The organism is Xanthomonas sp. GW (genome assembly GCF_014236815.1).
Classification (GTDB): Bacteria; Pseudomonadota; Gammaproteobacteria; order Xanthomonadales; family Xanthomonadaceae; genus Xanthomonas_A.
Genome location: NZ_CP051189.1, coordinates 3,671,383 through 3,684,790, shown reverse-complemented (window position 1 = coordinate 3,684,790; position 13,408 = coordinate 3,671,383). Strand labels below are relative to the sequence as shown.

Annotated in this window: 17 protein-coding genes; 3 read left to right on the top strand and 14 right to left on the bottom strand. The window is 70.5% G+C overall.

Features of this window, described 5'->3' with window-relative positions; all coding sequences use genetic code 11:
• Positions 1–3: 3 nt before the first annotated feature.
• The 4 genes from HEP73_RS15740 to HEP73_RS15725 form a co-directional block, all read right to left on the bottom strand.
• Positions 4–1,320, bottom strand: coding sequence for an alpha/beta hydrolase (locus HEP73_RS15740; RefSeq protein ID WP_185820691.1), 1,317 nt, complete (start codon positions 1,318–1,320; stop codon positions 4–6).
• Between the two features lies 1 nt (position 1,321).
• On the bottom strand, positions 1,322–1,498 hold the full coding sequence (locus HEP73_RS15735) for a DUF4177 domain-containing protein (protein WP_185820690.1): 177 nt from the start codon (positions 1,496–1,498) through the stop codon (positions 1,322–1,324).
• Positions 1,495–1,674 carry a type II toxin-antitoxin system antitoxin gene (locus HEP73_RS15730; protein ID WP_185813527.1) on the bottom strand — a complete coding sequence of 60 codons (180 nt, stop codon included), beginning with the start codon at positions 1,672–1,674 and terminating at the stop codon, positions 1,495–1,497. The genes HEP73_RS15735 and HEP73_RS15730 overlap by 4 nt, the downstream gene beginning before the upstream one ends.
• Before the next feature lie 61 nt (positions 1,675–1,735).
• Positions 1,736–2,620 (bottom strand): SPFH domain-containing protein, encoded by an 885-nt coding sequence (locus HEP73_RS15725; protein WP_185820689.1) that lies wholly within the window; start codon positions 2,618–2,620, stop codon positions 1,736–1,738.
• A 137-nt stretch (positions 2,621–2,757) separates the two neighbouring features.
• Here HEP73_RS15725 and purT point away from each other — a divergent pair, with 137 nt between their 5' ends.
• The gene (purT, locus tag HEP73_RS15720) at positions 2,758–3,945 is read left to right on the top strand and encodes a formate-dependent phosphoribosylglycinamide formyltransferase (protein ID WP_185820688.1); all 1,188 of its coding nucleotides are present in this window, start codon (positions 2,758–2,760) and stop codon (positions 3,943–3,945) included.
• 51 nt (positions 3,946–3,996) lie between these two features.
• On the opposite strand, the gene HEP73_RS15715 is transcribed toward purT, so the two are convergent.
• The 7 genes from HEP73_RS15715 to HEP73_RS15685 form a co-directional block, all read right to left on the bottom strand.
• The gene (locus HEP73_RS15715; protein WP_185820687.1) at positions 3,997–4,632 is read right to left on the bottom strand and encodes a hypothetical protein; all 636 of its coding nucleotides are present in this window, start codon (positions 4,630–4,632) and stop codon (positions 3,997–3,999) included.
• Positions 4,629–5,273 (bottom strand): hypothetical protein, encoded by a 645-nt coding sequence (locus HEP73_RS15710; protein WP_255423523.1) that lies wholly within the window; start codon positions 5,271–5,273, stop codon positions 4,629–4,631. Before HEP73_RS15710 ends, HEP73_RS15715 begins: the two co-directional genes overlap by 4 nt.
• A gap of 10 nt (positions 5,274–5,283) precedes the next feature.
• Entirely contained in the window at positions 5,284–6,039 is a 756-nt protein-coding gene (locus HEP73_RS15705; RefSeq protein WP_185820686.1) for a PhnD/SsuA/transferrin family substrate-binding protein, read from the bottom strand.
• Positions 6,036–6,536 (bottom strand): PAS domain-containing protein, encoded by a 501-nt coding sequence (locus tag HEP73_RS15700; RefSeq protein WP_185820685.1) that lies wholly within the window; start codon positions 6,534–6,536, stop codon positions 6,036–6,038. Before HEP73_RS15700 ends, HEP73_RS15705 begins: the two co-directional genes overlap by 4 nt.
• Positions 6,537–6,546: 10 nt before the next feature.
• Entirely contained in the window at positions 6,547–6,909 is a 363-nt protein-coding gene (locus HEP73_RS15695) for a roadblock/LC7 domain-containing protein (protein ID WP_185813521.1), read from the bottom strand.
• A gap of 152 nt (positions 6,910–7,061) precedes the next feature.
• Positions 7,062–8,303, bottom strand: a complete 1,242-nt coding sequence (locus HEP73_RS15690) for an endonuclease/exonuclease/phosphatase family protein (RefSeq protein ID WP_185820684.1) — start codon at positions 8,301–8,303, stop codon at positions 7,062–7,064.
• 199 nt (positions 8,304–8,502) lie between these two features.
• Complete coding sequence (locus HEP73_RS15685) at positions 8,503–9,264, bottom strand: arginyltransferase (RefSeq protein ID WP_185820683.1); 762 nt, start codon at positions 9,262–9,264, stop codon at positions 8,503–8,505.
• A 214-nt stretch (positions 9,265–9,478) separates the two neighbouring features.
• Here HEP73_RS15685 and HEP73_RS15680 point away from each other — a divergent pair, with 214 nt between their 5' ends.
• Positions 9,479–10,084, top strand: coding sequence for an EF-hand domain-containing protein (locus HEP73_RS15680; RefSeq protein ID WP_185820682.1), 606 nt, complete (start codon positions 9,479–9,481; stop codon positions 10,082–10,084).
• Positions 10,085–10,436: 352 nt separating this feature from the next.
• Here the strand turns inward: HEP73_RS15680 and HEP73_RS15675 are convergent, their stop codons facing one another.
• The 3 genes from HEP73_RS15675 to HEP73_RS15665 all read right to left on the bottom strand — a co-directional run bounded on the left by HEP73_RS15675 (position 10,437) and on the right by HEP73_RS15665 (position 12,723).
• Positions 10,437–10,949, bottom strand: a complete 513-nt coding sequence (locus HEP73_RS15675) for a putative signal transducing protein (RefSeq protein WP_185820681.1) — start codon at positions 10,947–10,949, stop codon at positions 10,437–10,439.
• Between the two features lie 10 nt (positions 10,950–10,959).
• Positions 10,960–11,871 (bottom strand): acyl-CoA thioesterase II, encoded by a 912-nt coding sequence (gene tesB / locus HEP73_RS15670; protein ID WP_185813516.1) that lies wholly within the window; start codon positions 11,869–11,871, stop codon positions 10,960–10,962.
• 72 nt (positions 11,872–11,943) lie between these two features.
• Positions 11,944–12,723, bottom strand: coding sequence for an enoyl-CoA hydratase/isomerase family protein (locus HEP73_RS15665; protein WP_185820680.1), 780 nt, complete (start codon positions 12,721–12,723; stop codon positions 11,944–11,946).
• 48 nt (positions 12,724–12,771) lie between these two features.
• Between HEP73_RS15665 and HEP73_RS15660 the strand changes: the two genes are divergently transcribed.
• On the top strand, positions 12,772–13,257 hold the full coding sequence (locus HEP73_RS15660) for a copper chaperone PCu(A)C (RefSeq protein ID WP_345776857.1): 486 nt from the start codon (positions 12,772–12,774) through the stop codon (positions 13,255–13,257).
• The last annotated feature ends 151 nt before the right edge of the window (positions 13,258–13,408 follow it).

Here is a 13,408-nt window from a genome sequence, read left to right as displayed (position 1 = left end):
CGGTCATTGTTGTACGCGGATTCGTTGTGCGCGGATCCACTGCGCGGTGTCGGCGATCAGCTGCGGGTCGACATGCCCGGGTTGCCCGTACTCGGCCGGCCCGGGCGCGCCGCTGCCGGCGATGCCGAGGTGGTTGAGCTGCGCATAGCGGTGCAGGGTCGCGCGCGGGTTGTCGCCCAGCGCCTGCTGCCAGCGCTGCCAGTCCGGCGCGGTGACCTGGAAGTCGCGCTCGCCCTGCAGCCACAGCACGGGCTGGCGCAGGGCGAGGACGTCGGCCAGCGGATCCACCTTGTCGAACGCGCGCCAGTACGCGGCCGGCAAGTCCTGCGGCGAATCGGTCCGCGCCACCGCACCGTCGCCGCGGACCTTGGCCACGCGCCGCTCGATCTCGGCCACGCGCGCCTTGCCCTCGGCGGACGGCGTGCCTTGCAGGCCGAGCAGGTAGCGGTTCTGGTCGAGCAGCAGGTCCAGCAGCGAGCGCGCCGGTGCCGCCCACAGGACGATGCCGGCGGTCTTGCCGGACATGCGCGCGATGCGCGCGGCGAGCATGCCGCCCTGGCTGTGGCCCATCACGAAGATGCGCCTGGGGTCGATGCCCGGCGTGCGCGCCAGCGCCGCGACCGCGGCGACGGCATCGTCGGTGGTTTCGTCGTCCATGGTGAAGCCGTCCTGCATGCGCCCGGCGAAGCTTTCCGGCAGGGCGAAGGTGCGCTTGTCGTAGCGCAGCACCGCGATGCCTTGCGCGGCGAGGCCACGCGCGACATCGAGGAACGGCCGGTTGGGGCCGATGGTCTCGTCGCGGTCGAGCGGGCCGGAGCCCTGCACCAGCACCACGGCCGGGAACGGTCCCTTGCCGGCCGGCAAGGCCAGGGTGCCGGGCAGCGGACCGACCGCGAACGCCTGTTCGGCGAAGCCGGCATCGGCGGCGGGCGGCGGCGGGGCCGGTGGCGCCGCCGGGGTCAGCAGCAGGCCGGCGATCTTGCCTTCGGCGTTCACCGAGACATGCAACAGCATCGCCCCGCGTTCGAACTGCAGGCGTTGCTCGATCAGGCTGAGCCCTTGTTGCTGGCGTTCGCTGGCCGTGCCGCGCTGCTGCAACGCGCCCATCTGCGCGGACACCATGTGCCAGGCCTCGGCCAGTTTCTCGGCCGGCACCGCTTGCGCCATTGTCGGCGTGAAGTCGCGCTCGGCCGCGGCGATGTCGCCGGCCTGCAGGCGGTCCAGCAGCGTGTCGGCAGCCTGTTGCGGCGTGGCCGCCAGCGCGCAGGAGCACGCCAGCAGCAACGGCAGCGCGAGCCGCGGCGCGCAGCGCAGGCGCATGTCAGAGTTCCCGCTTGAACATCAGCAGCGGCTTGGTGCCCGGCAGGGTGAGGACGTTGATCAGTTCCCAGCCCAGCTTGCCTTGCTTGCTCAGCTCGGCCTGCAGTTCCTCCATCTTCAGACCCATCAGCAGATTGGTCTTGGCTTCGACGGTGAGGTATTCCCAGCGCTTGCTCATGCTTCCGGTTCCTTGTCGTCCTGCGGCTTGGGCAGCCGGCCGGCCTTGCGCAGCGCGTCGCGCAACACGTATTCGATCTGCGCGTTGAGGCTACGCAGCTCGTCGTCGGCCCAGCGCTGCACCGCCGCCAGCACGTCGGCGTTGATGCGCAGCGGATAGGCCTTCTTCTCGCTCATGCGGGATGGCTCCTTTGCATCCGTGCGGCCGCTGCCGCACGGAGGTGGCGGGGCTCGCGCATCAGTACAGCGAGCCGGCGTTGACGATCGGTTGCGCGCCGCGGTCCGAGCACAGCACGGTCAGCAGGTTGCTGACCATGTGCGCCTTGCGCTCCTCGTCCAGCTGCACGGTGCCGTTCTTCTCCAGTTCGGCCAGCGCCATTTCGACCATGCCCACCGCACCGGCGACGATGCGCGTGCGCGCGGCGATCACCGCATTGGCCTGCTGCCGCTGCAGCATCGCCTGGGCGATTTCCGGCGCATAGGCGAGGTGGCTGATACGCGCCTCGATCACGTCCACGCCGGCCTGGGTCAGGCGCTCGTCGAGGTGGCGCTTGAGCTGCTCGCTGATCTCGGCGGGGTGGCTGCGCAGCGAGATCTGGCCGTCCTCGTGCTGGTCGTAGGGATAGCTGGTGGCCATCGCGCGCAGCGCCGATTCGGACTGGATGTGCACGAAGCTCTCGTAGTCGTCGACGTTGTACACCGCCTCGGACGCGTCGATCACCTGCCACACGATCACCGCGGCGATCTCGATCGGGCTGCCGTCCAGTTCGTTGACCTTGAGCCGGCCGCTCTCGAAGTTGCGCACCCGCTGGCTGACCTTCTTCTTCGAATAGAAGGGGTTGTTCCAGCGCAGGCCGTTGTCCTTGACCGTGCCCACGTACTTGCCGAACAGGCTCAGCACCGCGGCCTGGTTCGGCTGCACCGTGTACAGGCCGCACAGGCTGAACAGGGCGACCGCGCCGAGCAGCAGCGACAGCAGCACCAGCGGCAGCGAGTTCGGCCCGCCGCTGACCGGGTCCTTGATGATGCCCATCACGAACAGCCACAGCGCCAGCGCGGACAGCGCCAGGACGCCGAGCAGAAGCGGAATGCCGGGCAGCGAGCGAAGCGTGCGTTCTTTCATGGCGGTTTTCCCCAGGTGTGTGACGAAAAGATATCACTTTGATATCTGTTTGCAAGGGGTATCCGGCACGTTCGCAATGGGACGGGCGCGCCGGGCCGTTAGAATGGCGCCCCTCTTTCCGCGCAGGCACCGCCGCCATGACCACCCTGGGAACCCCGCTGTCCGCTTCCGCCACCCGCGTGCTGCTGCTGGGCTCGGGCGAACTGGGCAAGGAAGTGGCGATCGAGCTGCAGCGCTTCGGCGTGGAGGTGATCGCCGCCGACCGCTATGCCGACGCGCCGGCGATGCAGGTGGCGCACCGCTCGCACGTGCTGGACATGCTCGATGCGATGGCGCTGCGCGAGTTGATCGCGCGCGAGCAGCCGCACCTGATCGTGCCGGAGATCGAGGCGATCCACACCGAGACGCTGGTAGCGCTGGAACGCGAGCACGGCCAGCGCGTGATCCCGACCGCGCGCGCGGCGCGGCTGACCATGGACCGCGAGGGCATCCGCCGTCTGGCCGCCGAGACACTGGGCCTGCCGACCTCGCCGTACCGCTTCGTCGATACGCCGGAGGAGTACCGCGCGGCGATCGCCGCGGTCGGCCTGCCGTGCGTGGTCAAGCCGGTGATGTCGTCCTCGGGCAAGGGCCAGAGCACGTTGCGCAGCGAAGCCGAGATCGACGCCGCCTGGGAATACGCGCAGACCGGCGGCCGCGCCGGCGCCGGCCGCTGCATCGTCGAAGGCTTCATCGACTTCGACTACGAGATCACCCTGCTGACCGTGCGCCATGCCGCCGGCACCTCGTTCTGCGATCCGATCGGGCACTGGCAGAAGGACGGCGACTATCGCGAGAGCTGGCAGCCGCAGCCGATGTCGGCGCTGGCGCTGCAGCGTGCGCAGGAGATCGCGCGCGCGGTCACCGACGACCTCGGCGGCTGGGGCCTGTTCGGCGTGGAACTGTTCGTCAAGGGCGACGAGGTCTGGTTCAGCGAAGTGTCGCCGCGGCCGCACGACACCGGCCTGGTCACCCTGGTCTCGCAGGAACTGAGCGAGTTCGCGCTGCATGCGCGCGCGATCCTGGGCCTGCCGATCCCGGTCATCCGCCAGAGCGGGCCGTCGGCCTCGTGCGCGCTGCTGGCGCACGGCGAAGGCGTGCCGCTGTTCGGCAACGTCGCCGCCGCGCTGCAGGCCCCGGACACCGCACTGCGCCTATTCGGCAAGCCCAGCGTGCACGGCCACCGCCGCGTCGGCGTGACCCTGGCGCGCGGCGCCAGCATCGACGAAGCGCGCCAGACCGCCCGCGACGCCGCCGCGGCCCTGACCATCGAACTCAAGGCTTGAACGCTTGAGAACAGCGGGCAGGGCAGAAGGGAGGATTGCTCTCCCCATTCTCTATTCCCGATTCCCCATTCCTGGCCTCTCAAACCGCGCCGCCGCCAGGCGGATGCTCCACACCAGTTCCACCATCGCCAGGTTGTTGAGCAGCGCTTCGCCGCCGAGGATCAGCCAGTAGCCGCTGCCGTCCACCCAGAACGGGACGAACGACCAGTCCGGCAGCAACAGCTGCGGCTCGCTGTAGAACGACACATAACCCTGCGCCCCGTTCCAGCCGCGTGCGCTCTGCCGTTGCGCGAAGCCGGAGAAATCGGCCGCGGCCACGCTCAGCGTCTCGGCTTCGTCCTGGCTCAGCCCGGCATGGCCGAGGCGGAAGCCGCCGTCGGAGGCGAGCACCGCGCGGCGTTCGGCCGACAGCGGCGCGATCACGTGCTGGGCGAAATCGTCCAGGCGGATCTCCGGGCCGGGCACCGGGCGCCGCAACAGCTGGATCCACTGCCGCTCGCGCGCCTCGTGCAGCAGGCGCTGCACGTCGCCGTCCACGCGCATGCGCCATTCCGGCAGCGACAGCGCGCCGTGCGCGCTGAGCAGCAGTTGCAAGGCGCGCTGCATGCGGTCCGGTGCGGCGCTGGCGAAACCGTGCAGCACGCCGTGCGGCGTCGGCATCAGCCAGGTAGGGTCTCGATCGTTCATGGCCAGTGGCTTGCGGTGGGAAGCGGGAGGGCGGCGGAAACGCTGCGGCCGCCGAGCAGGTCGCGTTGCTGCAACCAGCGCGCGGCGCGGTCCCAGCGGTCGTCCAGCGCCAGCGCGTGGCGGCGCAGGTCGCGACTGGCGAGCATGAAGGCGAGCTTGTCCTGGCAGCTGACGCAGTAGTCGAGGAATTCGCGCTCGCTGCGCGCGGCCGCCAGCGGCTCGCCATCGCACAGCGCCTCCACCACCTCGCGCGCCAGCCGCCGCGAGTGATCCGGATTGGCCCGGCGCATGCGCGCCGGCACGTCGGCCGACGGCCGCGCCAGCACGCTCCAGCGCGTGGCCAGCGCGGTGATCGGCAGCAGCGCATGGCCCTGGCTGTGGCGCAGGAACGCCGCGGCGATGTGCGGCGGCAGGCGCTGCTCGGCCATCTGCAGCGCGGCGTGGCGCAGCGCGCTGTCGTGGCGCGGCAGACCGACGAACAGGTCGGCGAGCACGCCTTGCACCGGTTCGTCGTCGGCCAGTTGCAGCGCCGCATGCAGCCGCGCCAGGTGCGCGCTGGCGTCGTGCGGATCGCGCAGCAGCGCGCGCGCATGGGTGCGCATCACCAGGCGGGCCGGATCTGGAGCGGGGCGGTTGGCCATGGCTGTACGCTCAGTCCAGCAAGGTGTCGATCAGGTCGATCATGAATTCCGCGTCTTCCATCGCCATCGCCTCGAAGCCGTGCTCCAGGCCGAGCGCATCGAGGACGCCCTGGTCCTCGCGGTGCACGGCATCGCCCAGCGCCAGCAGTTGCGCCTGCAGCGCGGGCACCTGCGCGGCGATCCGCGGATGTGCCAGCAGCACATGGCCGATGTCGCACAGTGCGCTCTGCACCAGCGGCCGCAATCGCTCAAGGGTCAACCGCGACAGGCGGTGATAGGCGTCGGCCAGGAACAGGCCGGCATCGGCCTCGCCTTCCAGCAGCAGCCGCGCCACCGCGGCGTAGCTGCTGGCCGGGCGCCAGGCGATGCGTTCGGGGTCTAGGTCGGCCGGCTCCAGCAGGCGCAGCGCGATCAGGCGCACGTCGTGGTTGTCGGTCAGCGCGATGCGGCAGCCGTAGGACAGATCTTCGACGCAGCGTGCCGGCGCGTCCGTGGCGGCGGCGATCACCACTTCGTCGGCGTGACCGCGCGGGCGTGCGACCGGCAGATAGCCGTGTGTGCGGATCAAGGCGCTGGCATCGAACGGGCTGGCGTACACCAGATCGACCACGCTGCGGTCGAGCAACTGCTTCTGTTCGGCCGCATCGGCCGGCATCAGCAGGTGCAGGCCGACCCCGGCACGGCGCTGCAGCACGGTGCTGAGCAGGTACCAGCCGCAGAAATTCTCAGGCGCGAAATCCGGCGCGACCAGGAAATCGAGGCTCATGCCGGCGTCTCCGCGCGTTCGTCCTGCAGCCACTGCGCGTACAGCGGTTGCAGCGCGTCGATGCGCCGCCGCGAGGGCTTGCGCCGCACCGAGGTGAAGCCGACCACCTCGCCGTTGCGCACGTTCGGCAGGGCGGTGGCGTAGACCCAGTAGCAGGCGCCGTCGCGGCGCAGGTTCTTGACGTAGCCGTGCCACTTCTCGCCGCCCAGCACCGTGTCCCACAGGTCGGCGAACGCGCGCCTGGGCATGTCCGGATGGCGCAGGATGCAGTGCGGCGTGCCGATCAGCGTCGCCCGCGGCCAGCCGCTGAGTTCGACGAAGGCGTCGTTGGCATGGGTGATGACGCCATCCAGGTCGGTGCGCGAGACGATCAGGCGCCCGTCCGGGTAGGCCACTTCGCGTTCGCTCCAGTACACCAGGCGGCGGCTGCCGTCGTGGTGGCGCAGCTCGGCGCTGCGGTGCGGTTCGTGCGGCGGATCCATCGGCGGCAGCGGCATGGCGGCGCTCCTAGAGGATCTGCTGCAGCGCGTGGGCGGCGCGCTTGATGTCCAGGAACACCAGGCCGAGCTTGGCGCTGGGCTTGGCCAGCACGGTCAGCACCGCTTCGCGCCCGGCCGCGCTCATGATCACGTAGCCGAGTTCGCCCTGGATCAGCACCCGTTCCAGCGGCCCGCGCGCCAGCTCGCGCGCGCTGCGCTCGCCCAGCGCCAGCAGCGCAGCGGACATCGCGCCGACGCGGTCCTCGTCCATGCCCTGCGGCATCGCCGAGGCGATCGTCAGTCCATCCAGGGAGATCAGCGCCGAGGCCTCGATGTCGGCGGTGGCGCCGTTGAGTCCCTCCAGCGCCTGTTGCAGCTGTTGCGTTCGCATGCTCGCTATCCGGTGACGCATCCCGACGGGGTGCGGGATGCATTGGATAGCGTTTGCGGAGTCTTGCCCTTGATCTGGATCAAGGTCGGGGTGCGGCGACCACCAAAGTCCGGATCAGCTCAATCGCCGGCGACCGCCAGCGCTACGAATCCCTAATCCCGACTCCCCAATCCCGGCTCCCCAGCCACATCCACCCACACCAGGTGATGGTCGCTGCCGTCGGCGATCGCCGCGGCCGGGACGCTGGAGGCCGGCCAGAACACGCCGCTGTCCAGGTAGCGGAAGCCGTTGGACGGCAGCACGTAGTCCAGCCGCATTGCGCCGGCCTTCGGCCCGAAATCGCCGGTGACCTGTTGCGGCGGGCCGCGGTGGGCGATGCCGTGCGCGGCATAGGCGCGCGCGGCTTCTTCGCCGCCGGCGCTGTGCGGAGTCGGGTAGCGCAGCACGCGCGGGTGCTCGACCAGCGCGCGGATCGTGTCGTGGCGGCCTTCGCCGTCGATGACGTCGTTGTTGAGATCGCCCAGGATCACGAAGCGCGCATCGGCGGCCAGGCCGCCGCAACGGCCGGCGTCGTCGCACAGCCATGTCGCGCTGGCGTTGTTGTCCAGATACTCGCGCCACAGCCGCAGTTCGTCGTGGTTGCGCGCGGCGTTGCGCTTTTCGGCGCCGTCGAACACCGGTGGCGTGGGATGCGCGACCAGCGCATGGACCAGGCCCAGCTGCGTGCGCACCGGCACGTCCCAGTGCGACTTCGACGACAGCCGCAGTTGCGCCCACACCGCATCGCTGTAGAACGGGCGGCCGTCGGGCGGCACGGTCGGGCGCAACGCGCCGGGCATCGCGCTCCACTTGAACAGGCGGAAGCTGCGCACCGCCGCGGCGTCGATCGGATATTTGGACAGCAGCAGCATGCCGTACTGGCCGGGATGCAGGCCGTAGCCCCAGGCGTCGTTGCCGCGCGCGCGGCCGTCGCCGCCGACGCTGCCGTCGTTGTCCAGGTCCAGCCCGCTGGGCACGCCGGTGTTGACCGGCGCCAGGTAGCGGTACGGATAGCGCAGCGCGGCGCCGCCGAGCGGCTGAGGAACTTCCAGGTAGCGCTGCTGGAACAGGTCGGCGGCGCGGTGCGCATCGTCGTAGTCGAATTCGTTGAGCAGCACCAGGTCCGGGCGCACCTGCTGCAGCACCGCGGCGATCTTGCGCGCCTGCGCGCTGTCGCCCTGCAGTGCGGCGATCAGGCCGCCGTCCTCGTCCGAATTCAGCGAGGTGTTGAAGGTGGCCAGGCGCAGCGTCGCGGCGGTGGGCGGCGCGGGCGTGGTGGCGGTCGGGGCGGAGCCGGTGTGCGAGCAGGCACCGCACAGCAGGGTCAGGGCGAGCAACAGGGCGCGTGGGTTCATGCGCGCATGTTCGCATGCGGCGCATGGCGGAACGATGGCGCGGTGGCGGTGCGCGGGTCGGCACTGCGCGGTGATGCGGTGCCCGCGGTTGTTCGCGGCTTCGGATGGGGTCGGGTCGGGGCTGAAGCCCCTCCTGCAGTGTTGCAGCGGGGCGGGTCGGCGCATGTGTTGCGCGCAGCGCGCTCGACTGGCGGCAGGATCAGTCGCCGAGGCGGCCAGCGCTGTCGTCGAACGCGCGCCAGGTGCGCCCGTCGTAGGCCTGCAGCGGCCGGAAGCGACGCTTGTAGTCCATCTTCTGGTGGCCGCGGATCCAGTAGCCCAGGTACAGATGGCTCAGGCCTTCGCGCTTGGCCCAGGCGATCTGTTGCAGGATCGCCAGCGTGCCCAGTCCGCGCGCGGCGACGTCGGGGTCGTAGAAGGTGTAGACCGCCGACAGGGCCTGCTCGGCGATGTCGGTGACCGCCACCCCCAGCAGCGGCCCGCGCTGTCCGTCCGCGGTCTTCTGGCGCATCTCCAGGAAACGCCCGTGCGACCAGCGGCCGATCAGGAACTGGTCGAACTCGTGCGCGCCGTGCGCATCCATGCCGCCGCCTGGGTGGCGCATGCGCAGGTAACGTTGGTACAGCGCCAACTGTTCCTCGTTGCGTTCGGCGGCGACGATGCGCGTGTCGATGTCGGCATTGCGCGCCAGGCAGCGGCGCTGGCTGCGGTCGGGCACGAACTCGGCGACCGGGATGCGCACCGCCACGCAGGCGCGGCAGTGGTCGCAATGCGGCCGGTAGACCAAGTCGCCGGAACGGCGGAACCCCCAGCTCAGCGCCAGCGGATACAGCGCGCCCAGGCGCGGGTCGTGCGGGTCCAGCACCAGATCGCGCGCCTGCCGCTCGGGCCAATAGCCGCACGCGTGCTGGCCGGTCTGGAACAGGCGCAGGTCGTCGCTGGCGTCGGTGTGGATGGCCATGCACCGAGCATAGCGCTTCGCGATCGCAGCGGCCGCGACTGTCCGCCGCATGAATGCGCCCCGGCACGGGTCAACCGCGCCTGCAACGGGGCGTTGATTGCAGTGAAGGCGCCGCTGCGCCGGCCCGCCTGGCGGTCCGTTGCTGCTGCGCTGGTGACTGCCGCACGCGTTTGCCGCGCCGGCAGGTGTCTTCCTTTCCCTCAGGGAGTTTTCCATGAATTACCGCAATCCGCTGCTCGCCCTGGCCATGCTCGCCGTGCTGTCCGGCGGTGCCTATGCCGCCAATCCGCCCCCGGCCGATTCCGCCGCGCCGGCCGACGCCGGTTGGTTCGCCAAGCTGGACAAGAACGGCGACGGCGTCGTCGATCGCAGCGAGGCTGCGGCCAACCCGCGCCTGGCCGAGCACTTCGACGCGATGGACAAGAACCACGACGGCAAGCTGAGCCCCGACGAGTTCCCGCGCCATGGCCGTCGCGGCGAGCGCGGCGGACGCGGCGAGCACGGCGCGATGTGGGCCAAGCTGGATACCAACAAGGACGGCCGCATCAGCCGCGACGAGGCCAAGGCCGATCCGAAGTTCGCCGAGCGCTTCGACAAGATGGACGCGAACAAGGACGGCTTCGTCGATCGCGCGGACTTCGAGCTGCGCGCCAAGCAGCATCGCGAAGAATGGTTCGCCAAGGCCGACACCAACAAGGACGGCATGCTCAGCCGCGCCGAGTTCGATGCGGCGCAGTCGATGTGGATGCACAAGCCCGGCCAGAAGCCCGGCCAGAAGCATGGCGCGAAGCCGATGCCGGCCGCACCCGACGCGAACTGATCGTTCCACCACGCAACAGATAACCCGCAACAAGCAACAGCAACAAGGCGCCGATCGACAACCGCCCCTGCGCAGCGATGCGCAGGGGCGTTTTTATTTGTTGGCGGCGCTCTGCAATGCACTTGGCCGATCGCCACGCTCCTGTAGGAGCGGTTTCAACCGCGACAGGCACCTTGGCAACGTGGCGAACTTCGGCAACCTGTCGGGGCTGAAGCCCCTCCTACAGTGCACCCAGCCAGCAGTGCGGCCAGGCGATCGCGAGCCGTTTCAATCGCCGGCTTCGGCGGCCGTCGATCGTCAACGGCCACTCCAAACCCTGCAAAAACAGCATGCCTTCGCTGACGATGACGGCTCAGTTGCCGCGCTGCGCCGGTTGCACTCGCACGCGCACTTCGTCGCTGTCCTGCGCCGGTTGCGGCGCCGGTGCGGCGGCTGGCGCGACAGCCGGAGCGGGCACGGCGGTCTGGTTGCCGCGATGGCGCAGCACCGTCACCAGCGCCACCGCGCCGATCGCCAGCAGCAGCGCGACGCGCAGCCGCCACGCCCAGCGCTTGCCGATGTCCGGCACCGCCTGCGAGCGGAATTCGCTCAGGTACGGCAGCGTCTGCGCCGGGTCCTGGCGGGTGCTGTCGATCAGGCCGGACTCGCGCAGCAAGGCGCGCGCGCGCGGCTGGTCGTCGGCGTGCACCACCCACACGGTCGGCTGCACCTGGGTCGCGACCGGGTCGATGTAGCTGAACTGGCCGCTGCGCCGGCTGCGATAGGAGCGGCCGTTGCTCAGCCGCACCTCGATGCCTTGCTCGCGCAACAGCTTGGCCACGCCTTCGGCGGTTTCCACGCGTTGACTGCTGAAGATCTGCCGCATCGTCGTCGCCTCAGTCCTTGGCCGGAACCTGCGCCGCGGCGCCGGCCTCGGGCACCACGCGGATCAGGCCTTCCTGCGCGGTGCTGGCGACCAGCACCCCATCGCGGGTGAAGAACTGGCCGCGCGCCAGCCCGCGCGAGCCCTGCGCGCTGGGGCTGTCCAGCGAGTACAGCAGCCAGTCGTCGGCGCGGAACGGGCGGTGGAACCACAGCGCGTGGTCGAGCGAGGCCATCTGCACGTTTGGCGTGTAATAGCTGATGCCGTGCGGAAAGGTCGCGGTGCCGAGCAGGTGGAAATCCGAGGCGTAGGCCAGCAGCGCCTGGTGCAGTTCCGGCGCGTCGCCGACCGGCTCGCTCAGGCGCAACCACATCTGCTGGAACGGCGGGCGCTTGGGCGGGTTGAGTTCATCGCGCGGGTAGACGTGGCGGAACTCGAACGGGCCGCCGCGCGAGAGCCAGCGCTGCACCTTGGTCGGCAGCGTCGCCAGCACGTCCGGGCGCGCCGCCTGGGTCGGTTCGATGTCTTCCGGCTGCGGCACTTCCGGCATCTTCAGCTGATGCGTGGCGCCGTCTTCCTGCTCCTGGAACGAGGCGGCGCAGAAGAAGATCACCTTGCCGTGCTGGACCGCGGTGACCCGGCGCACCGAGAAACTGCCGCCGTCGCGGGTGCGGTCCACGTCGTAGACGATGGGATGGTCGATGTCGCCGGCGCGCAGGAAATAGGCGTGCAGCGAATGCGCGCGGCGGCCGTTGTCCACCGTCGCCTGCGCCGCCGACAACGCCTGCCCCAGCACCTGCCCGCCGAACACGTACTTGGTGCCGATGTCGCGGCTCTGGCCGCGGAACAGGTTGTCCTCCAGCCGTTCCAGCGACAGCAGTTCGATCAGTTCGGAGACGACGGGAGCGGGCGGCTTGGCGGACAAGAGGCGGGGCCTGGGCAATGAGTATCGACGATTATACCGGGCCGCCTGCGCCCGCCTGCGTGCAGGCGCGGCTCAGCGCTTGCCCAGCCTGGCCACCAGTGCGTGCAGTGCGGCCTGGGTGTCCGGCGCCTGCCAGCTGTCGACGAAGCGCTCGAGCTGGATGTGCTCGTCGGTCAGCGCGGCGTGCAGGTCGGCGCGGGCGATCGCGCGGGTCTGCAGCATCGGCTGCCGCGGCCGCTGCAGCAGCTCCTGCAGCCAGGCCACCGCACGCGCGACGACCAGTTCGGCGTCCACCAGTTCGTCGACCAGGCCGATCTCCAGCGCGCGCTCGGCGCTGATCAGGTCGCCGCCGACCAGCAGCCGCTCGGCGCGGTGCGCGCCGACCACGCGCCGCAGCAGGCGCTGGATGCCTTCCGGCGCGACCAGGCCGACCTGGGTCTCGTTGAGGCCGATGCTGACCGGATGCGCCGGCTCGGGGCTGCGCGCCATCACCCGGTAGTCGCAGCACAGCGCCAGCACGCAGCCGCCGGCCGGCGCGTGTCCGGTCAGCGCCGCCGCCACCGGGATCGCGCTGTCGGCCAGCGCGCGGGCCGCGCCGAAGAACTGCTGCCAGCTGTCGAGCAGCTTGGCGCGGTCGCCGCCGTGCCCGAGCAGGTGCGGCACGTCCATGCCGGCGGAGAAGATGCGCTCGCTGCCGGACAGCACCAGCGCGTGCACCGCGTCGGCCTGCGCCTGCGCGACCGCGGCGGCCAGTTCGGCGCACAGGGCGGTGTCGAGCGCGTTGACCGGCGCGCGCGCGAGGCGCAGCTGGCGGATGGGGCCGTGGTCGAGAACCTGGATCAGCGAGGTCATGCGAAAGCTTCCGAAGGCGGCGCGGTGCGGGACCGCTATCATAGAGCCATGAAGCTCAAACCATCCGCATGCGTACGGGGGCTGGCCATCGGGCTGGCGTGTTTGGCCGGGTTGGCGCCGGGAGCCGCCTTCGCGGCGCCGGCTGCGCCCAAGGCCGCTGGCTGTTTGCCGCAGTGGCAGGCGGGCTGGGTGCGGCTGCCGCCGAACGCGGCGATGCCGATGGCCGCCGGTTTCGGCCGGCTGCACAACCCGTGCAAGCAGGCGCTGGCGGTGGTGTCGGCGCGCAGCCCGGCATTCGCCGACGTGAGCCTGCACCAGAGCACGCAGGTGGACGGGGTCAGCAAGATGCGCGAGATCGAGCGCCTGCCGCTGGCCGCCGGCGCCGATGCGGTGCTGCAGCCCGGCGGCCTGCACCTGATGCTGATGCAGCCGGCGCAGCCGCTGCGCGAGGGGGCGAGCCTGCCGATCACTTTCGTGCTGGAGGATGGGCGGGAAGTGCAGGGTGAGTTGAAGGTGAGTGCGAGCAAGCCGTAGCTTTTGGTGGGACTCGGGACCGGGGACCGGGGACCCGGGGGATGGTCCCGAGTGCGCTGCATCCTGGCTTTCTGTAGGAGCGGCTTCAGCCGCGACCGGTTCGGTGCCAGGATTTTCGGACGGTGCCTGTCGCGGCTGAAGCCGCTCCTAC